Here is a 17,801-nt window from a genome sequence, read left to right as displayed (position 1 = left end):
GAGAAGGTGGGCCAGTTCACTAGCGCGTACTAGTTGCGAGGATGTTACGCACCTCAACTAGCGCGCGCAAGCGCATGACGACCAGGAGATCTAGTGCCGGAACAGGCGGCGATAGGTGCTCGCGTTCATCCCGAGGTGTGCCCGGAACCGGCGGGCGAAGTAGTTCGGATCCGGCCAGCCGACCAGTTCACCGATCCGCGCGATGGGCCGATCGTCCCGCTGGAGCAGGGTGGCCGCCACTTCGGCCCGGCGCTGTGACAAGTAGGCGATCGGCGGCAGGCCGACCGACGTGGTGAACAACCGGACCAGGGAGCCGGGGACGAGGTGCAACTCGGCGGCGAGCTCGGCCAGGGTCCAGGGATGGGCGAGCCGCTCGTCGAACATCCGCATGGCCCGCAGGATCACCGGATGTATCAACTTGGGCCCGCCCGCCCCGGGCTCGGCCGCCTCGGTGACCGTCCGCGCGAGCAGGCCCAGGAACAGCGTCATCCGGCCGACCAGATCGGAGCGATGCCGGACGAGCGACAGCCCCTTCAACCGGTCCACCGCGCTCAGATGCTCGACCGCCTCAGCCAGGTCGCCGGCCTCCAGCCGCGCGGTCAGGATCCCCCGGCGGCCGACCGAGCTGGGCCCGGCCCACAGCAGATGGCCGAGGACGGGATCGCTGAGCATCCAGAGCAGTTCCCGGTGCAGCAGCCCCGCGCTCAGGCAGCAGTTGAACAGCGCCAGGTCCTCGCAGTCCTCGTACCCGTGCCACACACCGGGGCGAAGAACGAGCACGTCGCCGGCGCTCAGCCGCTGCCGCCCGGTCACACAGTGATGCACTCCCGAGCCGGCCACCACGACCGCGATCTCCAGGAAACCGTGACTGTGAACGGGATACCCGCTCTCATGCACATGCCGGCCGGCGTAGGCCGGACTGCCGTCGGCCAGGTACACCAGCCCACTCGGATCCTGCACGGGCGAGCTCGACATGGTCGGTCAGGCTAAACGAGACGCACCGAACTGTGAATATCGTGCTACCTCCGGTGAGTTCGGATCTACCCCCTCCGTTAACACGACCGCCATCATGAGAAACGTTCCTGAAACGATTCACGCGGATCCCTCGAAGGGGCAGCCACTCATGAGTGAAAGACCACTGAGCCGCCGGAACCTGCTCGCCCTGGCCGCCACGGCCGGCGTGACCGCCGCCCTCGGCAGCGCCGGCATCGCTTCCGCGGCACCCCGGGCGACAGCACGGACCCCGTTCCGGGCCTCGCTGTCGGTAAGCCCATTCACCGAGGCGGTTCTCGCCCAGACCGTGCTTCGCGACGCGAGCCGGCAAGCCCGCACGGCGGACGAACTGCAGCGCCTGTTCGTCGCCCACGGCGCCAACGAGGTTTTCGTACGAGTCGCGACCCGCCCCGTCGCCACCGACGGCGATGCCGAACACGGCATCACCCGCGCCCTGCGCCGAGCGGCCCTGGCCCGCCGGATCGGCCTTCCCCTCAACGTGGAACTGGGGCTGTGGAACGTCTACGGCGACATCTCGCACCAACCGGAGCCGGACTTCGCCGCCTACCCCGCCATCCGCCTCCCCGGCCCGTGGACCTCGCTGCCGATCGACCGGATGGCGGCGGCGCTCCGTCGGTACGGCGCCCTGGTGGCGGCCCAGATCCTCGCCACCGGCGTCAAGGTGAACGTCTGGGACATCGGCAACGAGGTCGAGTTCGGCCTCGCCGGTGTCGGCTTGCGCAGCTTCACCACCTCGACCGCGTACTGGACGTACAGCCCACCCGACGCCGTGGACCCCGCCATCGGCGCGATGGACGCCTACACCCTGCTGGCGATGCCCGACCGGATCACCTGGCTGCAGAACCACCTGTGGCCGCACACCGGCCGGCTGCTGGCCGCAGTCGCGCAGGGCATCCGCCTCGTCGACCCGGCCGCCCGGTTCAGCACCCACACCAGCACGCTGGCCCTGCTGTTCCCCGGCCTGCTCGAAGCCTTCTGGCAATCCATGGCCGCGGCCGGCTTCAACGCCCACGAGCTGGGCATCTCCTACTACCCGACCAGCAACGCCACACCGGACCCGCTCGGCCAGTTCCAAACCACCGTCGCCGCCCTGCACAGCACGTTCGGCAAGCCGGTCTTCATCGCCGAAACCGGCTACCCCTCGGCCTTGATGACCCCACCGTACGAGTGGAACAACGCCGCACCCGGCTACCCGCAGACCCCCGAGGGCGAGTACGCCTTCCTGCGCACCCTGACCGCCTGGGGCGCCTCCACCGGCCACCTGTCCGGCCTGCGCCCCTGGGCCCCCGACTACTGCACCAGCGGCTGGCACCCCATGAGCTTCTTCACCCGGTCCGGATCGACAGCAACCGCCGAGCCCGCCCTCGACGCCCTGGCCGACGGCCTGCGCGCCGCCCCGCCGTTCACTTCACCGTCACCGTCTGCCTGATCACACCCTCGCCGTCGCCGGGCCGCACCGTCCCCCCGTACAGAAGCCGGATGATCTCCTTGTCGAGGGCCGAATACCGCGTCGGGTTCGGCCCGGACTTGTCGTAGAAGACGCTGTCCGGATACTTCACGGAGTCCTTACCCAGACCCATGGCCTGGGTCATCTCCTCGCGGATCAGGTGGCAGCGAAACTTCTCGCTGACACCGGTCGACCGCACCAGAACCGTGGCACTGGTCATCTCGTACTTGTACGACCACTCCCGCTGGAAGTACCCGTTGCTGCCCGGCGTGGCGCTCGGCACGATCGCCCGGAATTGCGACGCGGGAACAAAGTGGAGCTCGATGTCGGCCACCCCCGGCGCCACCTTCAGGTCGGTAGTGGCGGTAAGCCCATTGAAGTCGGCAATCACCTTGTTCAGGCAGTCCCGGCTCTTCGCGGAACCACCGTGCACCCGGACCGTGACTACAGGCTTGTCCCACATCGTGACGACTTTGATTTTGCTCCCGTACTCACTCCCCAGCGCGATCGCAAAGAAGTAGTCGAGCCCAGCTTTGCTGATGCTCGACCGAACGGGCGCCACCCGAACCGCCTCCGACGGCGCCACCGAAACAGCCGAGGGCGTAGCGGGAACAGCCGACGGCACCTCCGCCACCGCCGGCGGTCCCGGCTCCGTCGACCCACAGGCGCCCAGCCCCAAGCCGGCAACAAGCGCGACAGGCAGCAGCCGAGACAGCCCCCAACCAACACCAGAGCCCGTCATCGCACGCCCTCCCCCAGCCCCCGCACCAGCGCCGGCCAAGATCGTACGATGACGCATCGACCGGCATCGCGGCAACCGGCTGCCTCGCTGACCTCTGCGCGAAAGCACGCCCGGGCCGAGTCCCCGCATCCCGCGCAACCGGCCTGGAATTGCCGCGCGACCCACCATTCAGCGTGCCCGAGTGACCGGCTCACCCACCCGCACCCCGGCGCGGCAGCGAACCCCGCGCCCCACCAGGGCGCAAGGTGACCGCCCAGCCCTCGTACCTCCCAGCAGCGAGTGACCCCCGACTGCCCGGACTGAAAGCCACGCAAGGCCGGGGGGAGAGGGTGCCACAACAGAGAATCAAGCCTGACGGCTCTGTTGTGGCACCCTCTCCCCCCGGCCGTCCCAGCGCAAGAAAACGGCGCGGCCGGTGCCAGGCCGCGCCGTCCTCAAGACCGCCTAAGCCGCGACAGAAGCCGAGGCGGTAGTCTCCGGGGCGGCAACAGCCGCCCCACCCGACATGTGCCGCAGGTACGCCGGCAGCGTCAGGAACTCCGGGCACGTCCGCTCGGTCAGCAGGACGGTCAGCAGCGTCCGAGCCTGCCCGAACCGCCGAGCCGAGTCCTCGTCCAGAGCCCCCGTCTCGCTCAGCACGTCCAGTTCCTCGCGCAGCATCCGCGTCACCAGCGCCGCACTGACCGGCACCCCGTAGTCCGTGGGCGTACTGGCGTTGATCCACTGCCAGAGCTGAGCCCGGCAGATCTCGGCCGTGGCCGCGTCCTCCATCAGCCCGCCCAGCGCCACCGCGCCCCGGCCGCCGAGCCACGCCGCGATGTACCGCAGCGCCACGCTGACGTTGTTACGCAGCGCGACCTCGCTGACCTGAACCCCGACCGCCTTGACGTCCAGTAGTTCGGTCGCCGTCACCTGGACGTCGTCGCGCTTGCGGACGATCTGGTGCGGCTCGTCCCCCAGCCACTGGTCGAACACGTCGCGGCACGTCTCGACCAGACCCGGGTGCGCCACCCACGAGCCGTCGAAGCCGTCGCCCACTTCGCGCCTCTTGTCCTGCCGGACCTGGTTCAGCGCCCTCTTCGCCGCCACCGGATCGCGGCTCGGGACCACCGCCGCCATGCCGCCGATCGCGTGCGCGTTCCGCCGGTGACACGTCTTGACCAGCAGCTCCGTGTACGCGCGCATGAACGGCGCCGTCATCGTCACCTGGGAGCGTTCGGGCAGGACCACGTCCGGCCGGTTCTTGATCATGCTGAACAGGTAGTCCCAGCGGCCCGCGTTCAGGCCGGCCGAGTGTTCGCGCAGCTCGTACAGGATCTCGTCCATCTCGAAGGCCGCCGTGATCGTCTCGATCAGCACCGTGGCCCGGATGGTTCCCCGCGGGATGCCGCACGTCTCCTGCGCCCAGACGAACACGTCGTTCCAGAGGCGCGCCTCCAGGTGTGACTCCAGTTTGGGCAGGTAGAAGTACGGCCCCGAGCCCCGGTCGATCTGCCGCTGCGCGCAGTGGAAGAAGTAGAGCCCGAAGTCGAACAGGGTCGCCGACACCGCCCGCCCGCCGATGCGCACGTGGCATTCCGGCAGGTGCCAGCCGCGGGGGCGCACCATGATGGTCGGGATCCACCCGTTGACTTTGTATTCTTTGCCGTCGGGGGTGGTGAAGTCGAGGTCGCCGTCCAGCGCGTCGCGCAGGTTGAGCTGCCCGAGGACCACGTTCTCCCAGGTCGGCGCGGTGGCGTCCTCGAAGTCGGCCATCCACACCTTGGCGCCCGAGTTCAGCGCGTTGATCGTCATCTTGCGCTCGGGCGGCCCGGTGATCTCGACTCGCCGGTCCAGCAGGTCGTGCGCGGGCGCGGCCACCGTCCAGGACGGGTCGTCGCGGATGTGCTGGGTCGAGGGCAGAAAGTCCAATTCGGTGGTACGGGTGGTCCGCCGCCGCCGGCGACGTTCGAGCAGCTGGACCCGGCGGGCGCCGAACTCCCGGTCGAGCGCCACGACGAACGCGATGGCCTCCGGGGTCAGGATCTCCGCGTAGCGGCCCTCGGTCGTACCCGTGATCGTGATTTCCTCGTTGGCCATCAGAACTGCTCCGTTTCGGTCGAGCCCTTGAGCGCGGTCGTGGACGACTCCGGGTTGAGCGCGGTCGAGACGGCGTCGAAGTAGCCCGTACCGACCTCGGCCTGGTGTTTGGTCGCGGTGTAACCGTCGGCCTCGGCCGCGAACTCGGCCTCCTGCAATTTGACGTACGCCGTCATGCCGGTCTCGGCGTAGCCGCGGGCCAGCTCGAACATCGAGTGGTTGAGCGCGTGGAAGCCGGCCAGCGTGACGAACTGGAACTTGTAGCCCATCGCGCCGAGCTCCTTCTGGAACCGCGCGATGTCGGCGTCGTCGAGGTTGCGCTTCCAGTTGAACGACGGCGAGCAGTTGTACGCCAGCATCTTGCCCGGGTGCTCCTTGTGGACCGCCTCGGCGAACGACCGCGCGAACTCGAGGTCGGGCTTGCCGGTCTCCACCCACAGCAGGTCGGCGTAGTCCGCGTAGGCGACGCCACGCGCGATGGCGGCGGCGGGTCCACTGCGCACCCGGAAGAAGCCCTCGGCCGTACGCTCGCCGGTCAGGAACGGCTGGTCGCGCTCGTCGACGTCGGTCGTCAGCAGGTCGGCCGCGAGCGCGTCGGTCCGGGCGATGACCAGCGACGGCACGCCGAGGACGTCGGCCGCGAGCCGGGCCGCGTTGAGGGTGCGGATGTGCTGGCCGGTGGGGATGAGCACCTTGCCGCCGAGGTGGCCGCACTTCTTCTCGCTGGCCAGTTGGTCTTCCCAGTGCACTCCGGCCGCCCCGGCCACGATCATGGCCTTCATCAGCTCGAACGCGTTCAGCGGGCCGCCGAAGCCGGCTTCCGCGTCGGCCACGATGGGTGCCAGCCAGTCGCGGTCGTGCCGGCCGGCCGCGGTGTCGATCTGGTCGGCCCGCATGAGCGCGTTGTTGATGCGGCGGACCACCGCGGGCACCGAGTTCGCCGGGTAGAGGGACTGGTCGGGGTACGTGTTGCCGCTCAGGTTGGCGTCGGCCGCGACCTGCCACCCGGAGAGGTAGATGGCCTTGAGGCCGGCCCGCACCTGCTGGACGGCCTGGCCGCCGGTGAGCGCGCCCAGCGCGTTGATGTAGTCCTCGCTGTGCAGCAGCTCCCACAGGCGCTGCGCGCCGCGTTCGGCCAGCGTGTGCCGCTCCTGGACGGTGCCGCGCAGCTTGACCACGTCCTGCGCGGTGTAGCTGCGCTTGATGCCCAGCCACCGGGGATCGCCGGCCCATGCCCGAGTGAGGTCCGATGCGGTACCGCCACGAACTTCGGTCAGCTGATCAGTCATGGTGAAAAGTCCCTTCCGTGCCCTGTCGCGTGCTTCTCGGTGGAAGAATTTGACTGTCGCGCACTCTGCACGGCCCACTGAAGGTGTTTGTGACGAGAAGAAACGCGGAATTTCTGTTAGCGTCAAACGCGTGACCGCTTCACAAACCGAGGTGGACCTCGTCACGTTGGGACAGAGGCTCCGCCACCTGCGCAAGAGCAAGAACCTGACCCTGGAGCAGCTCAGTGAGGCGGTCGGCCGGGCCCCCTCTCAGCTCTCGCTGATCGAGAACGGCAAGCGGGAGCCCAAGCTGTCGGTGTTACAGGCCCTCGCGAGCGCGCTCGGGGTCGGCATGCAGGAGCTGTTGCGGGCCGAGGCACCCAGCCGGCGCGCGGGCCTGGAGATCGAGCTCGCCCACTTCCAGCGGTCACCGGCGTACGAAAGCTCGGGTCTGCCCCTGGTCCGCGGCGGCCGCCGGCTGCCCGCGGACGCCCTGGAATCGCTGGTGGGCCTGCATCGGGAGTTGAACCGGCTGCTCACCGAGCAGAGCGCCACGCCCGAGGTGGCCCGGCGGGCCAACGCGCAGCTGCGGGTCGACATGCGCGAGCGGGACAACTACTTCGCCGAGATCGAGGAGGCGGCGGCCCGGGTGCTGCGGCCGATCAAGCACACGACCGGCCCGCTGTCCCAGCGCGGCATCCTCGACATCGCGGCGCAACTGGGCTTCTCCTTGCACTACGTGAACGACCTGCCCGGCTCGACACGGTCGGTGACCGATCTCAACAACCGGCGGATCTACCTGCCGCAGGTGGCCAGCGGCAAGGGCCACGACCCGCGCGCGGTGGTGCTGCAGACCCTCGGGCATTTCGTGCTCGGCCATCCCGAGCCGGCCGACTACGGCGATTTCCTGCGGCAGCGGGTCGAGGCCAACTATTTCGCGGCGGCGCTGCTGATGCCGGAGAAGTTCGCGGTGGCCTTCCTGCGGGAGGCCAAGGCCGACCGGGCGCTGGCCATCGACGACTTCCGGGACGCCTTCGGGGTGTCGTACGAGACGGCGGCGCACCGCTTCACCAACCTGGCGACCCATCATTTCGGCATCCCCGTGCACTTCACCCGGGTCCACGAGAACGGGATCGTCTACAAGGCGTACGAGAACGACGGGGTCCGCTTCCCGCGCGACGTGACCGGGGCGATCGAGGGCCAGCCGATCTGCCGCAAGTGGGCGTCGCGCACCATCTTCCAGGCCGACGACCCGTACTCGTCGTTCTACCAGTTCACCGACACCTCGGCCGGCACGTACTGGTGCACGGTGCACATCGAGTCGACCCGGTCCGGCGAGTTCTCGGTGACGGTCGGTACGCCGTACGAGCACGCCCGCTGGTTCCGCGGCGGCGACACCACCCGGCGTACCGTCTCCCGCTGCCCCGACCCCGACTGCTGCCGGCGCCCGCCGGCCGATCTGGTGGACCGCTGGGCCGGCAACGCCTGGCCCAGCGCCCGCGTGCACTCACATCTGCTGGCCGCCCTGCCGCCGGGCACGTTCCCCGGCGTCGACGCGCAGGACGTCTACGAGTTCCTGGACCGGCGCGCCTGACCTGACCGGCGCGCCGGCTATCCGGCGCCGACCAGGTGCGAGTCGGGCCGGTCGGCGCCGGTCGGGACCAGCCGGGTCAGCAGCGACCGGGCGGCCTCGACGACCAGGGCGCGGTCGTGGGTCAGCGCGAAGTCGAAGCGGCGGTCGCCCTCCGCCCCGGTGTCGCCCAGGTCCTTGGCCACCAGCGCGGCCGCCCGGTGCGGCCCGACCACGATCACGTTCCACTCGCCGCGCACGGCGTCGCCGTCGTCCAGGCAGGCGCCCCGGACCCCGGGCACCGGCTCGGCGGCCAGGCCCATGCCCAGCGCCGCGACCAGCGGGCTCATCGCGGCGTACCGCTCGAACCGGCGGGCCGTGGCCCGGGTGAAGTGCCGGGCCTCCTGGAAGCAGGCCAGCAGCACGGGCGCCTCCTCGCCCACCTCGACCAGGGCCTCCAGGTGCCGGCTGGTCGGCATGAGGTGGTCCTTGGTGGTGCGCATGATCGGCCGGCGGGCGGCGACGATCTCGAACGGGCTGCGGCGGTCGGGGACCGGCGGCGGCGGGATGAACGGCATCCGCGCGTTGGCGAGCCGGGACGGGGCGAGCGGGCCCGGACGGCCGAACAGCCAGCCCTGCCCGATCGTGGCGCCCATGGTGCGGGCGACGGCCAGGTGCTCCGGCGTCTCGATACCCTCGGCCAGCACCACGGCGCCGCTGGCCTCGGCGTACGCGGCCACGGCGGCGACCACCTTGGCCGTGTGCGGGTCGCCCGGCTCGCGCAGCAGCTGCATGTCGAGCTTGACCACGTCGGGGTGCACGAACGGCATGAAGGCCAGCGACAGCGGGTCGGCCCCGACGTCGTCCAGGGCCACTCCCCAGCCGGCGTCGCGGCAGGCCGCCGCGGCCGAGAGCAGGCCGGACGGGTCCCGGGCGATGGCCCGCTCGGTCATCTCGGTGACCACCCGCAGCCGGCCGCGGGCCAGCTTCACCACCGGCGCCAGGTCGGGCGGGCACACCGTGCGGGCCGCCGTGGGCTCCATGTTCACGAACCAGGTGAGGCTGTTGTCGGGCTCGGCCGCGAGGATGGCCCGGTACGCCTGGGCCCGGCAGATCCAGTCGAGCTCGCCTTCCCGGCCGACCTCCCGCGCGGCCGCGAAGAGGGCGATCGGCGACTCCCAGGGGGTGCCGGCCGGGCCGCGGCTGAGGGCCTCGTAGCCGATCGGCCGCCCGGTGGCGATCTCGATCAGGGGCTGGAACAGGGTCGTCACGGCTCGCGCGTCGAGGACGTCATGGATGTTGCGCACGGATTCTTCAATCGGCCGCTTCGTTCACCAGCTTAATTAAAGGACCAGAAATCGATGGGTCTCTTTACTGTTAACAGTCTTTAACTTAAGTTTGGCGGCATCCCCCTCCATGAAGAGGAGAACTTCATGAAGCGCAGGCTCACCCTCCCCGCATTGACCGTCGGAGTCCTCGTGGCCTCCCTGTTCGTCGCGGTCTCCCCCGCCGCGGCGCACGGCTACATCTCGTCACCGCCCAGCCGCCAGGCCAACTGCGCCAGCGGCGCCGTGGCCAACTGCGGCGACATCGTCTACGAGCCGCAGAGCGTCGAGGCCCCCAAGGGCTCGACGCAGTGCAACGGCGGCGGCAGCCGCTTCGCCGTGCTCAACGACAACAGCCGCAACTGGCCGGCCGCCTCGGTCGGGCAGAACGTCACCTTCAACTGGGTGCTGACGGCCCGCCACTCCACCAGCACGTGGGAGTACTTCATCGGCAACACCCTGCTGGCCTCCTTCAACGACGGCGGCGCGCAGCCCGGCGCCACCAAGTCGCACACGGTCGGCATGAAGGGCTTCACCGGCCGGCAGACCGTGCTGGCCCGGTGGAACGTGGCCGACACGGCCATGGCCTTCTACGCCTGCGTCGACCTGAACATCGGTGGTGGCGGCACCACCCCGCCGACCACTCCCCCGACGACCCCTCCCCCCACCACCACACCTCCCACCACTCCGCCGACAACCACGCCGCCGGCGACCGGCACGTGGCGCGCCGGCACCGCGTACTCCCCCGGCAACGTCGTCACCTACAACGGCGTCTCGTACACCTGCCGCCAGGCGCACACCGCGCTGGCCGGCTGGGAGCCGCCGAACGTGCCGGCCCTGTGGGCGCGAAACTAGCCACGGCCGCGCTGGCCGCGATCCTGCTGGTCTCCGGCTGCGGTGCGCAGCCGGAGGCCGGCCCTCCAGCGCCCGCCTTCACCAGCACCGACGTCATGTACTTGCAGATGGGCATGTCCCAGATCGCCGAGGGCTCCTCGGTCACCGCCCTGATCACGGAGCGCGCCACCGACCCTCGGCTGAAGACCCTGGCCTCCGAGTTGCAGTCGCAGTGGCGGGAGGAACTGGCCCAGATGCAACGCTGGCTGCTCGGCTGGAGCCAGCCCCTGACCGCCTCGTCCACCTCGCACGAGGGGCACGGCGCCCTGCACATGTTGCGGCCGTCCGACATAGCCGAGCTTCGCTCGACCCCCGATTTCGACCGTACGGCGGTGAGCCTGCTCCTGGGTCACCTGGGCAACGTGGTCGAGACCGCCCGGATGGAGACCACCTCCGGCGCCTACCCGCCCGCGCGCGCCCTGGCCGAGACGGCGACCGCCCGCCGCCAGGCCCAGATCCAGACTCTGCTCACCCTGGCCGCCGCCCCGTGACCTAGTCTCGGCCCCATGCCTGACCTGATCGTCCCGACCCCTCGCCTGCACACGTCCTGGCTCGAGTCCCGCGACGAGTTCGGCCGCGGCACCCACCAGGACGGCGCGGGCCTGCGCCCCACCGACGAAGTGGACACGGCCACCGGGTTCGCGACGTGGATCGAGCGCCTGCTGGCCGAGGAGGACACGGCCGTCCCGGCCGCCCAAGGGTGGGTCCACTGCACGTACCGCTGGATCGTCGAGGACGACCGCTACCTGGGCGCCATCGCCCTGCGGCACACCCTCAACGACATCCTGCTGAACTACGGCGGCCACATCGGATACAGCGTCCGCCCCGCGGCCCGCCGCCGCGGCTTGGCCACCTGGGCCGTGGCCAAGATGCTCGACGAGGCCCGCAAGCTGGGCCTGGACCGCGTCCTGATCACGTGCGACCCGGACAACGTCGCCTCGGCCCGCACCATCGAGTCGAACGGCGGCCTCCTGGAGGACATCCGCACCACCGACGGCAAAACCGTGAAGCGCTACTGGATCACCCTGTAGCCCGCATGCCCCGCTACCGCTGGCGCACCCGGCTCCGCACCCACCTGCCCTCCGCCCTGCTGCCCCTGTGCCCCAAGGGCCGAAAGGACTGCGGCGCCCACGAGTGGTACCGATCCACCCCGAATTTCGACCTCTGCTACCACTGCACCGCCGGCCGCCCGGCGTCGCCATGAATACTGTGTGGCGCTCACCGTTCTGGAACACCGTGACCGCAGTCGTCTTCCTCGTCATGGCGTTCACGACGACCGCCTCGGCGCTCTCCGGCTGGGGGACTCCGTACAACGCGATCGACCTGGCCATCTTCGCGCCGATGGCCGCGCCGTTCTGGTTCGCCTTCCTCCGGTGCTTCGCGCTGGGCGTCCGGGCCGACGCCGACGGCGTCCGCGCCCGCCTGCTGTGGCGCACCGTGACGATTCGTTGGGCGGAGATCGACGCCATCGAAGCCGCCGTCGCGCCGACCATCACGTGGACCCGGTCCGGCCGGACGCGGACAACCGATCTCCGCGTGCTGGGCTCGTACGGTGTGCTGGATCGGAAGAGGTCGCTGGGCGAACGCGCCGCCGAAGACCTCACCGCCCGGCTGTCGCAATGGCGCGCCCGCAACGCGGGGACCTGAGATCAGCCGATGGCCTGGGCGATGGCGAGGGTGTGCTGGTATTCGCGCCAGTGGGCCAGTTGGCCGTCGCGGGTTCGCAGGACGGCGATGAACGGGGCGGCGGCGCTCGCGCCGGTAGTGGTGTGGGTGCCGGCCAGTTCGTACTCGACGATGATCACGTCGGGGTCGGCGGTCTGGTGCACGGTGATGTGGCGGCAGTCGTCGAAGCGTACGGGGAAATGGGCCTGGCCCTGCTCGGTGAAATCGAGAACCCGGCGCTTGCCCTCGATCCGGGTGGGGCGGCCGGGCGCGGCGAACGGGGTCTCGACGACCACGTCGTCGGCCAGCACCGCCGGGTCGAAGGTGGGCTGGTTGGCGAGCCACCGGGCGCGCATGCTGTCGAAGATCTCAGTGGGGGTCACGGGAGCAGAATAGTGAGTGGAGACACATTCCACTTCCCCACCAAACAGGACCTGCTCGTGGCCATCATGAAGCGGTTGCGGGAGCGGCTGGCCGAGGAGGCCGGGCGGCGCGATCTGGCCGGCTTCTTCGCGTACGCGGTGGCCCAGGCCGCGGCGCGGCGGATCGTGGTCGACATCCGGCTCGAGGACGCGTTCGGCCCGCTGGAGGAAACCGTGGCCGGCCTGCTGCGACGGGCCCACGACGCCGGCGACGTCGCCCCGGCGGTCGAGCTGCCCGAGGTGATGGCGTTGCTGGTCAGCCTCTGCCAGGGTGCGCTGCGGGGCCGGTGGGACGAGGAGCTCCAGGCCCGTACGCTCGCGGTCGTCCTCGGCGGCCTGGCCTCGCCTCGAGGGTGACCATGGCGAAAGGCCGGTGGGCGTGCGATGGTCGATCGTGTGGTGGACGATCCGTACCTCTGGCTTGAAGACTTAGACGGGTCCGACGTCGCGCGATGGGTCGCCGAACGCAACGCCGAGACGCTCGGGGCGCTCGGCGGGGACCGGCGGCTGCGAGACGAGATCCGGGAAGTGCTCGACAGCAAGGAGCGCGTTCCGATCCCGAGCTGGCGCGGGGACGGTCTTTACTACAACTTCTGGACCGACGCCGACCATCCGCGCGGATTGTGGCGGCGGACCACCGCCGAGCAGTTCCGGCTCGAGGAACCCGAATGGGAGGTGCTGCTCGACCTCGACGCGCTCAATCGGGCCGAGGGCGAGAATTGGACGTGGGGCGGCGTGACGGTGCTGCGTCCCTCGTACGACCGGGGCCTGATCTGCCTTTCCCGTGGCGGCGCCGACGCCGTCGTGGTGCGTGAGTTCGATCTGGCGCGCCGCGTTTTCCTCGAGGACGGTTTCACCCTGCCGGAGGCGAAGAGCCGGGTCAGCTGGATCGACGCCGACCACCTGTACGTCGCCACCGATTTCGGGCCGGGCTCGCTCACGTCGTCCGGTTATCCGCGCGTCGTCAAACGGTGGCGGCGCGGCACTCCGCCGGCCGCGGCCGAGCTCATTTTCGAAGGGCACGCGGACGACGTCTCGGTCAGCGCCTGGCACGACACGACGCCGGGGTACGAACGCGATTTCATCAGCCGGCATCTCGATTTCTACCGCAGCGAGGAGTACCTGCGCCTGCCCTCCGGTGAGCTGGTGCGGATCGACATTCCGGCCGACGCCGACTACGGCCTGCATCGCGACTGGATGCTGATCCAGCTCCGCACGCCGTGGCTGGGCCACCCGGCGGGCGCTTTGCTGGCGATTGATTTCGTACGCTTTCTCGCCGGCGACCGGAATCCGGCGCTCCTGTTCCGGCCCGACGGCCGTACGTCGCTCAGTTCCTTCACGTGGACCCGCCACCACCTCATCCTCGAAACCATGACCGACGTCCGCAGCCACGTCGAGATTCTGACCCCGGACGAGCCGGAATGGCGCCGCCGCCCGCTGCCGGACACCGGCGAATTCGACAACACCGGAATAGCCGACTCCGATCCGGACCGTGACGACTCGTACCTCGTCTCGTCCGAGGGTTTCCTCAAACCGGCCACTCTGAGCCTGGCCACGGTCGGCGGTCCCACCACCGTTCTCAAACGGGAGCCGGCTTTCTTCGACACCGACGGCATGACGGTGCGCCAGTTCTTCGCCACCTCGGCCGACGGCACCCGCGTCCCCTATTTCGTCATCGGCGGCGACGCGGAGGGGCCGACACTGCTTGAGGGGTACGGCGGATTCGAGATCCCGCGGACCCCCGGCTACAGCGGCGTCTTCGGCCGGGCCTGGCTGGCTCGCGGCGGCACCCACGTCGTCGCGAACATCCGCGGCGGCGGCGAATACGGCCCCGCCTGGCATCGGGCCGCGCTGCGGGAGAACCGGCCCCGCGCGTTCGAGGACTTCGCGGCCGTCGCCACCGACCTGGTCGCCCGCGGTCTGACCACCCCGGACCGGCTCGGCGCCCTCGGCGGCAGCAACGGCGGCCTGCTGATGGGGGCCATGCTGACCCGCTACCCGGAGCTGTTCGGCGCGATCGTCGCCATGGTCCCGATCCTCGACATGCGCCGATATACCCATCTGCTCGCCGGCAAGTCGTGGATCGCCGAATACGGGGACCCCGACGACCCGGCCGACTGGGAGTTCCTGAGCGCCTATTCCCCGTACGAGAACGTCCGCCCCGGCCGTACCTACCCGCCGATCCTGCTGCTCACCTCGACCCGCGACGACCGCGTGCACCCGGCGCACGCCCGGAAGATGGCCGCCCGGCTGCGCGAACAAGGCCACCGCGTCCACTACTACGAGAATGTCGAGGGCGGGCACGGCGCGGCCGCCGACAACGAGCAGCAGGCGGCGCTGTGGGCCCTGACTTTCGGCTTCCTCCGGCGGACCCTCCACTAAAGTCGCAGCATGCCGAGAAGCCGTGGCCGCTCGATCCGCGTCCAGCACGCCGTGCGCGACCTGACGATGCCCGACCATCTGATGCGCGACGCTCTCGCCTTCGGCGACGGCGAGACCATCCTCGAGGTCGAGGAGTGGGCCAGCGCCTGGCTCGGCGAGGGGTGGCGGACGACCGGGGAGCATCGGCTCTGCCTCGACGTCGTGGCGCGGGCCACGGCCAAGCCGTCGGCGCACGCCCTGGCCGCGGTGGCGGCCCTGCGGCGGGTCGCCCCGCCCGGCGAGGAGAAGCTGCTCGACGAGACCATCGAGCGGCTGTTCGAGAGCCAGCCGCTGCCGACGTGGTTCGGCACGCCGGCCTTCACCGCGACGCGGGGGTGGCGGTCGGCCGACCCGTACGAGAGCGAACACGTGCTGTTCCTCGAGTTCGACACGGACCCGCACGTCCTGATGGCGGAGGTCTACTTCACCGGCATCGTGTGGGCGGAACGGCTGACGATTCTCGAGCCGAACGCGGTGGCGGCCTGGAAGCAGCCGCTCACCGAACATCCCCCGGCGGAGATCCTGGCCGAACTGGCCGACGCCATGCGCGGCACCGACGACGCGCCGTTCCGGCCGGACACGGAGGATTTCGCCGAGTTGCGGGCGCTGTTCTGGTCCCGCTGCCGCGCCTACCTGCCGGCGCCACGCGAGCGGACGCGGCTGGACGAGACGGAGCGGGCCCGGATTCTGGACGACTTCGAGACGCTGGATCCGGTCGTCCGGTCCCTGGGCGAGCTGTTCCTCGACTTCGGCGACACCTACTTCACCAGCGGCCCGCTGAGCTGGAGCCCGGCCTGGGTCCAGTTCTTCCTGCACGACTGGCTGCCCAAGGACACCACCCTCGACCCCGCTCAGCGGTCCGCGCTACCCGGAGCACTGCGCCGCTGGGTACGGTTCGTACTGGAACGCCGCGGCGTCGCCGAGGAGTGGATCACGTCCGCGGTCGACCTGGTCACCGAGCCCTAGCCATCGCCCCGGCCGGACCTCACGAATCACCGGGCCATCACCCCGGCCGGACCTCGCGGATTACCGGGCCATCGCCCCGGCCGGACCTCGCGGATTACCGGGCCATCGCCCCGGCCGGACCTCGCGGATTACCGGGCCATCGCCTCGGTCAGTGCCTTGCGGCGCCGGCGGCGGGCCAGGAACGCTGTGGTGGTCGCGGCCACCACGGCCAGGCCGAAGATCCAGCCGCCGACCACGTCGCTGACCCAGTGCACGCCCAGGCCGACCCGGAAGACGCCGGTCACCAGCGGGATGCCGATCCCGGCGGCCAGCAGCGCCAGGCGGCGCCGGGGCCGGCCGCGGGTCATCGGCAGCAGCACCAGCAGGAACACGGCCGCGCCGAGCGCGTTGTTGAGCGCGTGCCCCGAGGGGAACGAGTACCCGGCGGCCATGGCCACCGGGTCGAGGAACGACGGCCGGTGCCGCTCGAAAAGCAGTTTCAGCAGTACGCCGAGGAGCCCGCCGGCCACCATCGTGACACCCACCCACCAGGCGAGCGGCCGGGACCCCCGCCGCACGAGCCAGACGATGAGGGCGAGCGCGCCGAGGCGCCACACCCACGGGTCGAACGCCAGGCACCACGCGGCCATGAAGTCGACCAGGGCCGGATGCCCGAGCGCGACGTCGTGCATGGCCACCGACGCGTCCTCGTCGAGGGCGTGCAGCCAGTCCACGTCGCCGACCACCATGGCCGCGATCACCGCGAACGGCACCAGCAGCACCACGGCCCCGCCCGCCGCGACCGCCAGCCGCACTTCCAGCGCATGTTCCTGATCTCGGCGCATGCGCCAAGCTATACCCCGAACGGACACCTTCCGTTCACCTTCGGCCCAGGCTTTCTCATCTTCCACCGGGCCACCGGCGACCGCTCATCCTCACCCAAGCCCCGGCGACGATCGTCCGCAGCCCGAACCTCAGCGATCGCCCGTCCTCGCCCGGCCCGCAGCCCGAACCTCAGCGACCGCCCGTCCTCGCCCGGGCCTCAGCGCTCGTTCAGCCTCCGCCCGAGCCTCAGCGCTCGTTCAGCCTCCGCCCGGGCCTCGGCGACGATCGCCCGCAGCCCGAGCCTCGGCGACCACCCATCCTCGTCCGGCCTCAGCGCTCAATCAGCCTCCGCCCGGGCCATGGCGACGCGAATCCCCGCCCGAACCTCGACCGCCACTCACCCTTCGCCCGAGCCACGGCCACGACGCAGCCCGAGCCGTGGCAACGGCTCAGCCCGGGCCACGGCGACGGCTCAAGCGCGGGCCAGGGCGACGGCTCAAGCCCAGGCCGTGGCAACGGCTCAGCGCGGGCCATGGCGACGGCTCAAGCCCAGGCCGTGGCAACGGCTCAGCCCGGGCCAGGGCGACGGCTGGTTCTCAGGCCAGGGATCTGACGACGGACAGGATCTCGGACGGCTCGGGGTAGAAAGCGCCGTCCGGCCGCACCTCGGCGTAGCGCACGACGCCGGCCCGGTCGGCGACGACGACGGCCGGGAACGGCAGGACCGAGCGCTTGGCGCCCAGGATCCGGTCGGCCCCGGGCTCGCGGAAGCCCAGGTTGAAGGCGTCGATCAGGAGGTTCCGGGGGTCGGCGGCCACGAAGTAGCTCAGGTCGTGGCGGCGCTTGATCTCGGCCAGCCGGTCCGGGATCTGCGGGCTCACCGCGACCAGGTGGGCGTCGGTCTCGGCCAGGGCCGGCATGAGGCGATGTTCATAATCGGCCAGGGCCGCGTTCGACGCCTCGTCCGCCGCGTACCGGAAGAAGACCAGCACGATGGGACCGGTGGCGCGTAGCCGGTCGAGATGGATGGGACCCAGATCGGCCTCGAGTAGCGGCACCGACGGCAGGCGCGCGCCGGGCTTGACCAGGCGATCCCAGATGTCGTCGCGGTCGAGCTCTCGGTGAGCGGCGAGACGTCGCGAAACCGGCCCTGTCGCCTTGTGGGCGGCCGTAGTCATCGCGTT

The 17,801-nt window shown here is 70.5% G+C and carries 18 protein-coding genes; 10 read left to right on the top strand and 8 right to left on the bottom strand.

Annotated elements, in window-relative coordinates; genetic code table 11:
* Nucleotides 1-90 precede the first annotated feature (90 nt).
* Nucleotides 91-975, bottom strand: a complete 885-nt coding sequence (locus tag AB0C26_RS29500) for an AraC family transcriptional regulator (RefSeq protein WP_360254104.1) — start codon at nt 973-975, stop codon at nt 91-93.
* Between the two features lie 148 nt (nt 976-1,123).
* On the opposite strand from AB0C26_RS29500, the gene AB0C26_RS29495 reads away from it, so the two are divergent.
* Entirely contained in the window at nt 1,124-2,443 is a 1,320-nt protein-coding gene (locus AB0C26_RS29495) for a glycosyl hydrolase 53 family protein (protein WP_360254102.1), read from the top strand.
* On the opposite strand, the gene AB0C26_RS29490 is transcribed toward AB0C26_RS29495, so the two are convergent.
* The 3 genes from AB0C26_RS29490 to aceA all read right to left on the bottom strand — a co-directional run bounded on the left by AB0C26_RS29490 (nt 2,418) and on the right by aceA (nt 6,571).
* The gene (locus AB0C26_RS29490) at nt 2,418-3,203 is read right to left on the bottom strand and encodes a DUF2927 domain-containing protein (RefSeq protein WP_360254100.1); all 786 of its coding nucleotides are present in this window, start codon (nt 3,201-3,203) and stop codon (nt 2,418-2,420) included. The two genes, AB0C26_RS29495 and AB0C26_RS29490, sit on opposite strands and share 26 nt — an antisense overlap.
* Nucleotides 3,204-3,647: 444 nt before the next feature.
* Entirely contained in the window at nt 3,648-5,282 is a 1,635-nt protein-coding gene (aceB, locus tag AB0C26_RS29485; RefSeq protein ID WP_360254098.1) for a malate synthase A, read from the bottom strand.
* Entirely contained in the window at nt 5,282-6,571 is a 1,290-nt protein-coding gene (gene aceA, locus AB0C26_RS29480; RefSeq protein ID WP_360254096.1) for an isocitrate lyase, read from the bottom strand. Before aceA ends, aceB begins: the two co-directional genes overlap by 1 nt.
* Before the next feature lie 130 nt (nt 6,572-6,701).
* On the opposite strand from aceA, the gene AB0C26_RS29475 reads away from it, so the two are divergent.
* Entirely contained in the window at nt 6,702-8,144 is a 1,443-nt protein-coding gene (locus tag AB0C26_RS29475; RefSeq protein WP_360254094.1) for a helix-turn-helix domain-containing protein, read from the top strand.
* A 17-nt stretch (nt 8,145-8,161) separates the two neighbouring features.
* Here AB0C26_RS29475 and AB0C26_RS29470 read toward each other — a convergent pair whose 3' ends face one another.
* The gene (locus AB0C26_RS29470; RefSeq protein WP_360254092.1) at nt 8,162-9,427 is read right to left on the bottom strand and encodes an EAL domain-containing protein; all 1,266 of its coding nucleotides are present in this window, start codon (nt 9,425-9,427) and stop codon (nt 8,162-8,164) included.
* 126 nt (nt 9,428-9,553) lie between these two features.
* Between AB0C26_RS29470 and AB0C26_RS29465 the strand changes: the two genes are divergently transcribed.
* From AB0C26_RS29465 to AB0C26_RS29445, 5 genes are read left to right on the top strand one after another with little or no spacing between them, the layout of a single operon-like run.
* On the top strand, nt 9,554-10,300 hold the full coding sequence (locus AB0C26_RS29465) for a lytic polysaccharide monooxygenase (protein ID WP_360254089.1): 747 nt from the start codon (nt 9,554-9,556) through the stop codon (nt 10,298-10,300).
* On the top strand, nt 10,285-10,830 hold the full coding sequence (locus AB0C26_RS29460) for a DUF305 domain-containing protein (protein WP_360254087.1): 546 nt from the start codon (nt 10,285-10,287) through the stop codon (nt 10,828-10,830). The genes AB0C26_RS29465 and AB0C26_RS29460 overlap by 16 nt, the downstream gene beginning before the upstream one ends.
* Nucleotides 10,831-10,845: 15 nt before the next feature.
* Entirely contained in the window at nt 10,846-11,370 is a 525-nt protein-coding gene (locus tag AB0C26_RS29455) for a GNAT family N-acetyltransferase (RefSeq protein WP_360254085.1), read from the top strand.
* Nucleotides 11,371-11,375: 5 nt separating this feature from the next.
* Nucleotides 11,376-11,543, top strand: a complete 168-nt coding sequence (locus AB0C26_RS29450; protein ID WP_360254083.1) for a hypothetical protein — start codon at nt 11,376-11,378, stop codon at nt 11,541-11,543.
* Nucleotides 11,540-11,986, top strand: a complete 447-nt coding sequence (locus AB0C26_RS29445; protein WP_360254081.1) for a hypothetical protein — start codon at nt 11,540-11,542, stop codon at nt 11,984-11,986. Before AB0C26_RS29450 ends, AB0C26_RS29445 begins: the two co-directional genes overlap by 4 nt.
* Nucleotides 11,987-11,988: 2 nt before the next feature.
* On the opposite strand, the gene AB0C26_RS29440 is transcribed toward AB0C26_RS29445, so the two are convergent.
* Nucleotides 11,989-12,387 carry a nuclear transport factor 2 family protein gene (locus tag AB0C26_RS29440; RefSeq protein ID WP_360254079.1) on the bottom strand — a complete coding sequence of 133 codons (399 nt, stop codon included), beginning with the start codon at nt 12,385-12,387 and terminating at the stop codon, nt 11,989-11,991.
* Nucleotides 12,388-12,399: 12 nt separating this feature from the next.
* Here AB0C26_RS29440 and AB0C26_RS29435 point away from each other — a divergent pair, with 12 nt between their 5' ends.
* Genes AB0C26_RS29435 through AB0C26_RS29425 form a run of 3 tightly spaced genes read left to right on the top strand, consistent with a single transcriptional unit; the run spans nt 12,400 to nt 15,813 of the window.
* Nucleotides 12,400-12,783, top strand: a complete 384-nt coding sequence (locus AB0C26_RS29435) for a hypothetical protein (RefSeq protein WP_360254077.1) — start codon at nt 12,400-12,402, stop codon at nt 12,781-12,783.
* Nucleotides 12,784-12,810: 27 nt separating this feature from the next.
* Complete coding sequence (locus AB0C26_RS29430) at nt 12,811-14,808, top strand: prolyl oligopeptidase family serine peptidase (protein WP_360254075.1); 1,998 nt, start codon at nt 12,811-12,813, stop codon at nt 14,806-14,808.
* Between the two features lie 9 nt (nt 14,809-14,817).
* Nucleotides 14,818-15,813, top strand: coding sequence for a hypothetical protein (locus AB0C26_RS29425; RefSeq protein WP_360254073.1), 996 nt, complete (start codon nt 14,818-14,820; stop codon nt 15,811-15,813).
* Between the two features lie 128 nt (nt 15,814-15,941).
* Here AB0C26_RS29425 and AB0C26_RS29420 read toward each other — a convergent pair whose 3' ends face one another.
* Together AB0C26_RS29420 and AB0C26_RS29415 are read right to left on the bottom strand one after the other, a co-directional pair.
* Entirely contained in the window at nt 15,942-16,637 is a 696-nt protein-coding gene (locus AB0C26_RS29420) for a phosphatase PAP2 family protein (RefSeq protein WP_360254071.1), read from the bottom strand.
* Between the two features lie 576 nt (nt 16,638-17,213).
* Nucleotides 17,214-17,795, bottom strand: coding sequence for a redoxin domain-containing protein (locus AB0C26_RS29415; RefSeq protein WP_360254069.1), 582 nt, complete (start codon nt 17,793-17,795; stop codon nt 17,214-17,216).
* Nucleotides 17,796-17,801: the final 6 nt, after the last annotated feature.

The sequence above is a fragment of the Actinoplanes sp. NPDC048796 genome (assembly GCF_040650035.1).
Lineage (GTDB): Bacteria > Actinomycetota > Actinomycetes > Mycobacteriales > Micromonosporaceae > Actinoplanes.
This window is presented reverse-complemented; position numbering and strand designations above follow the sequence as displayed.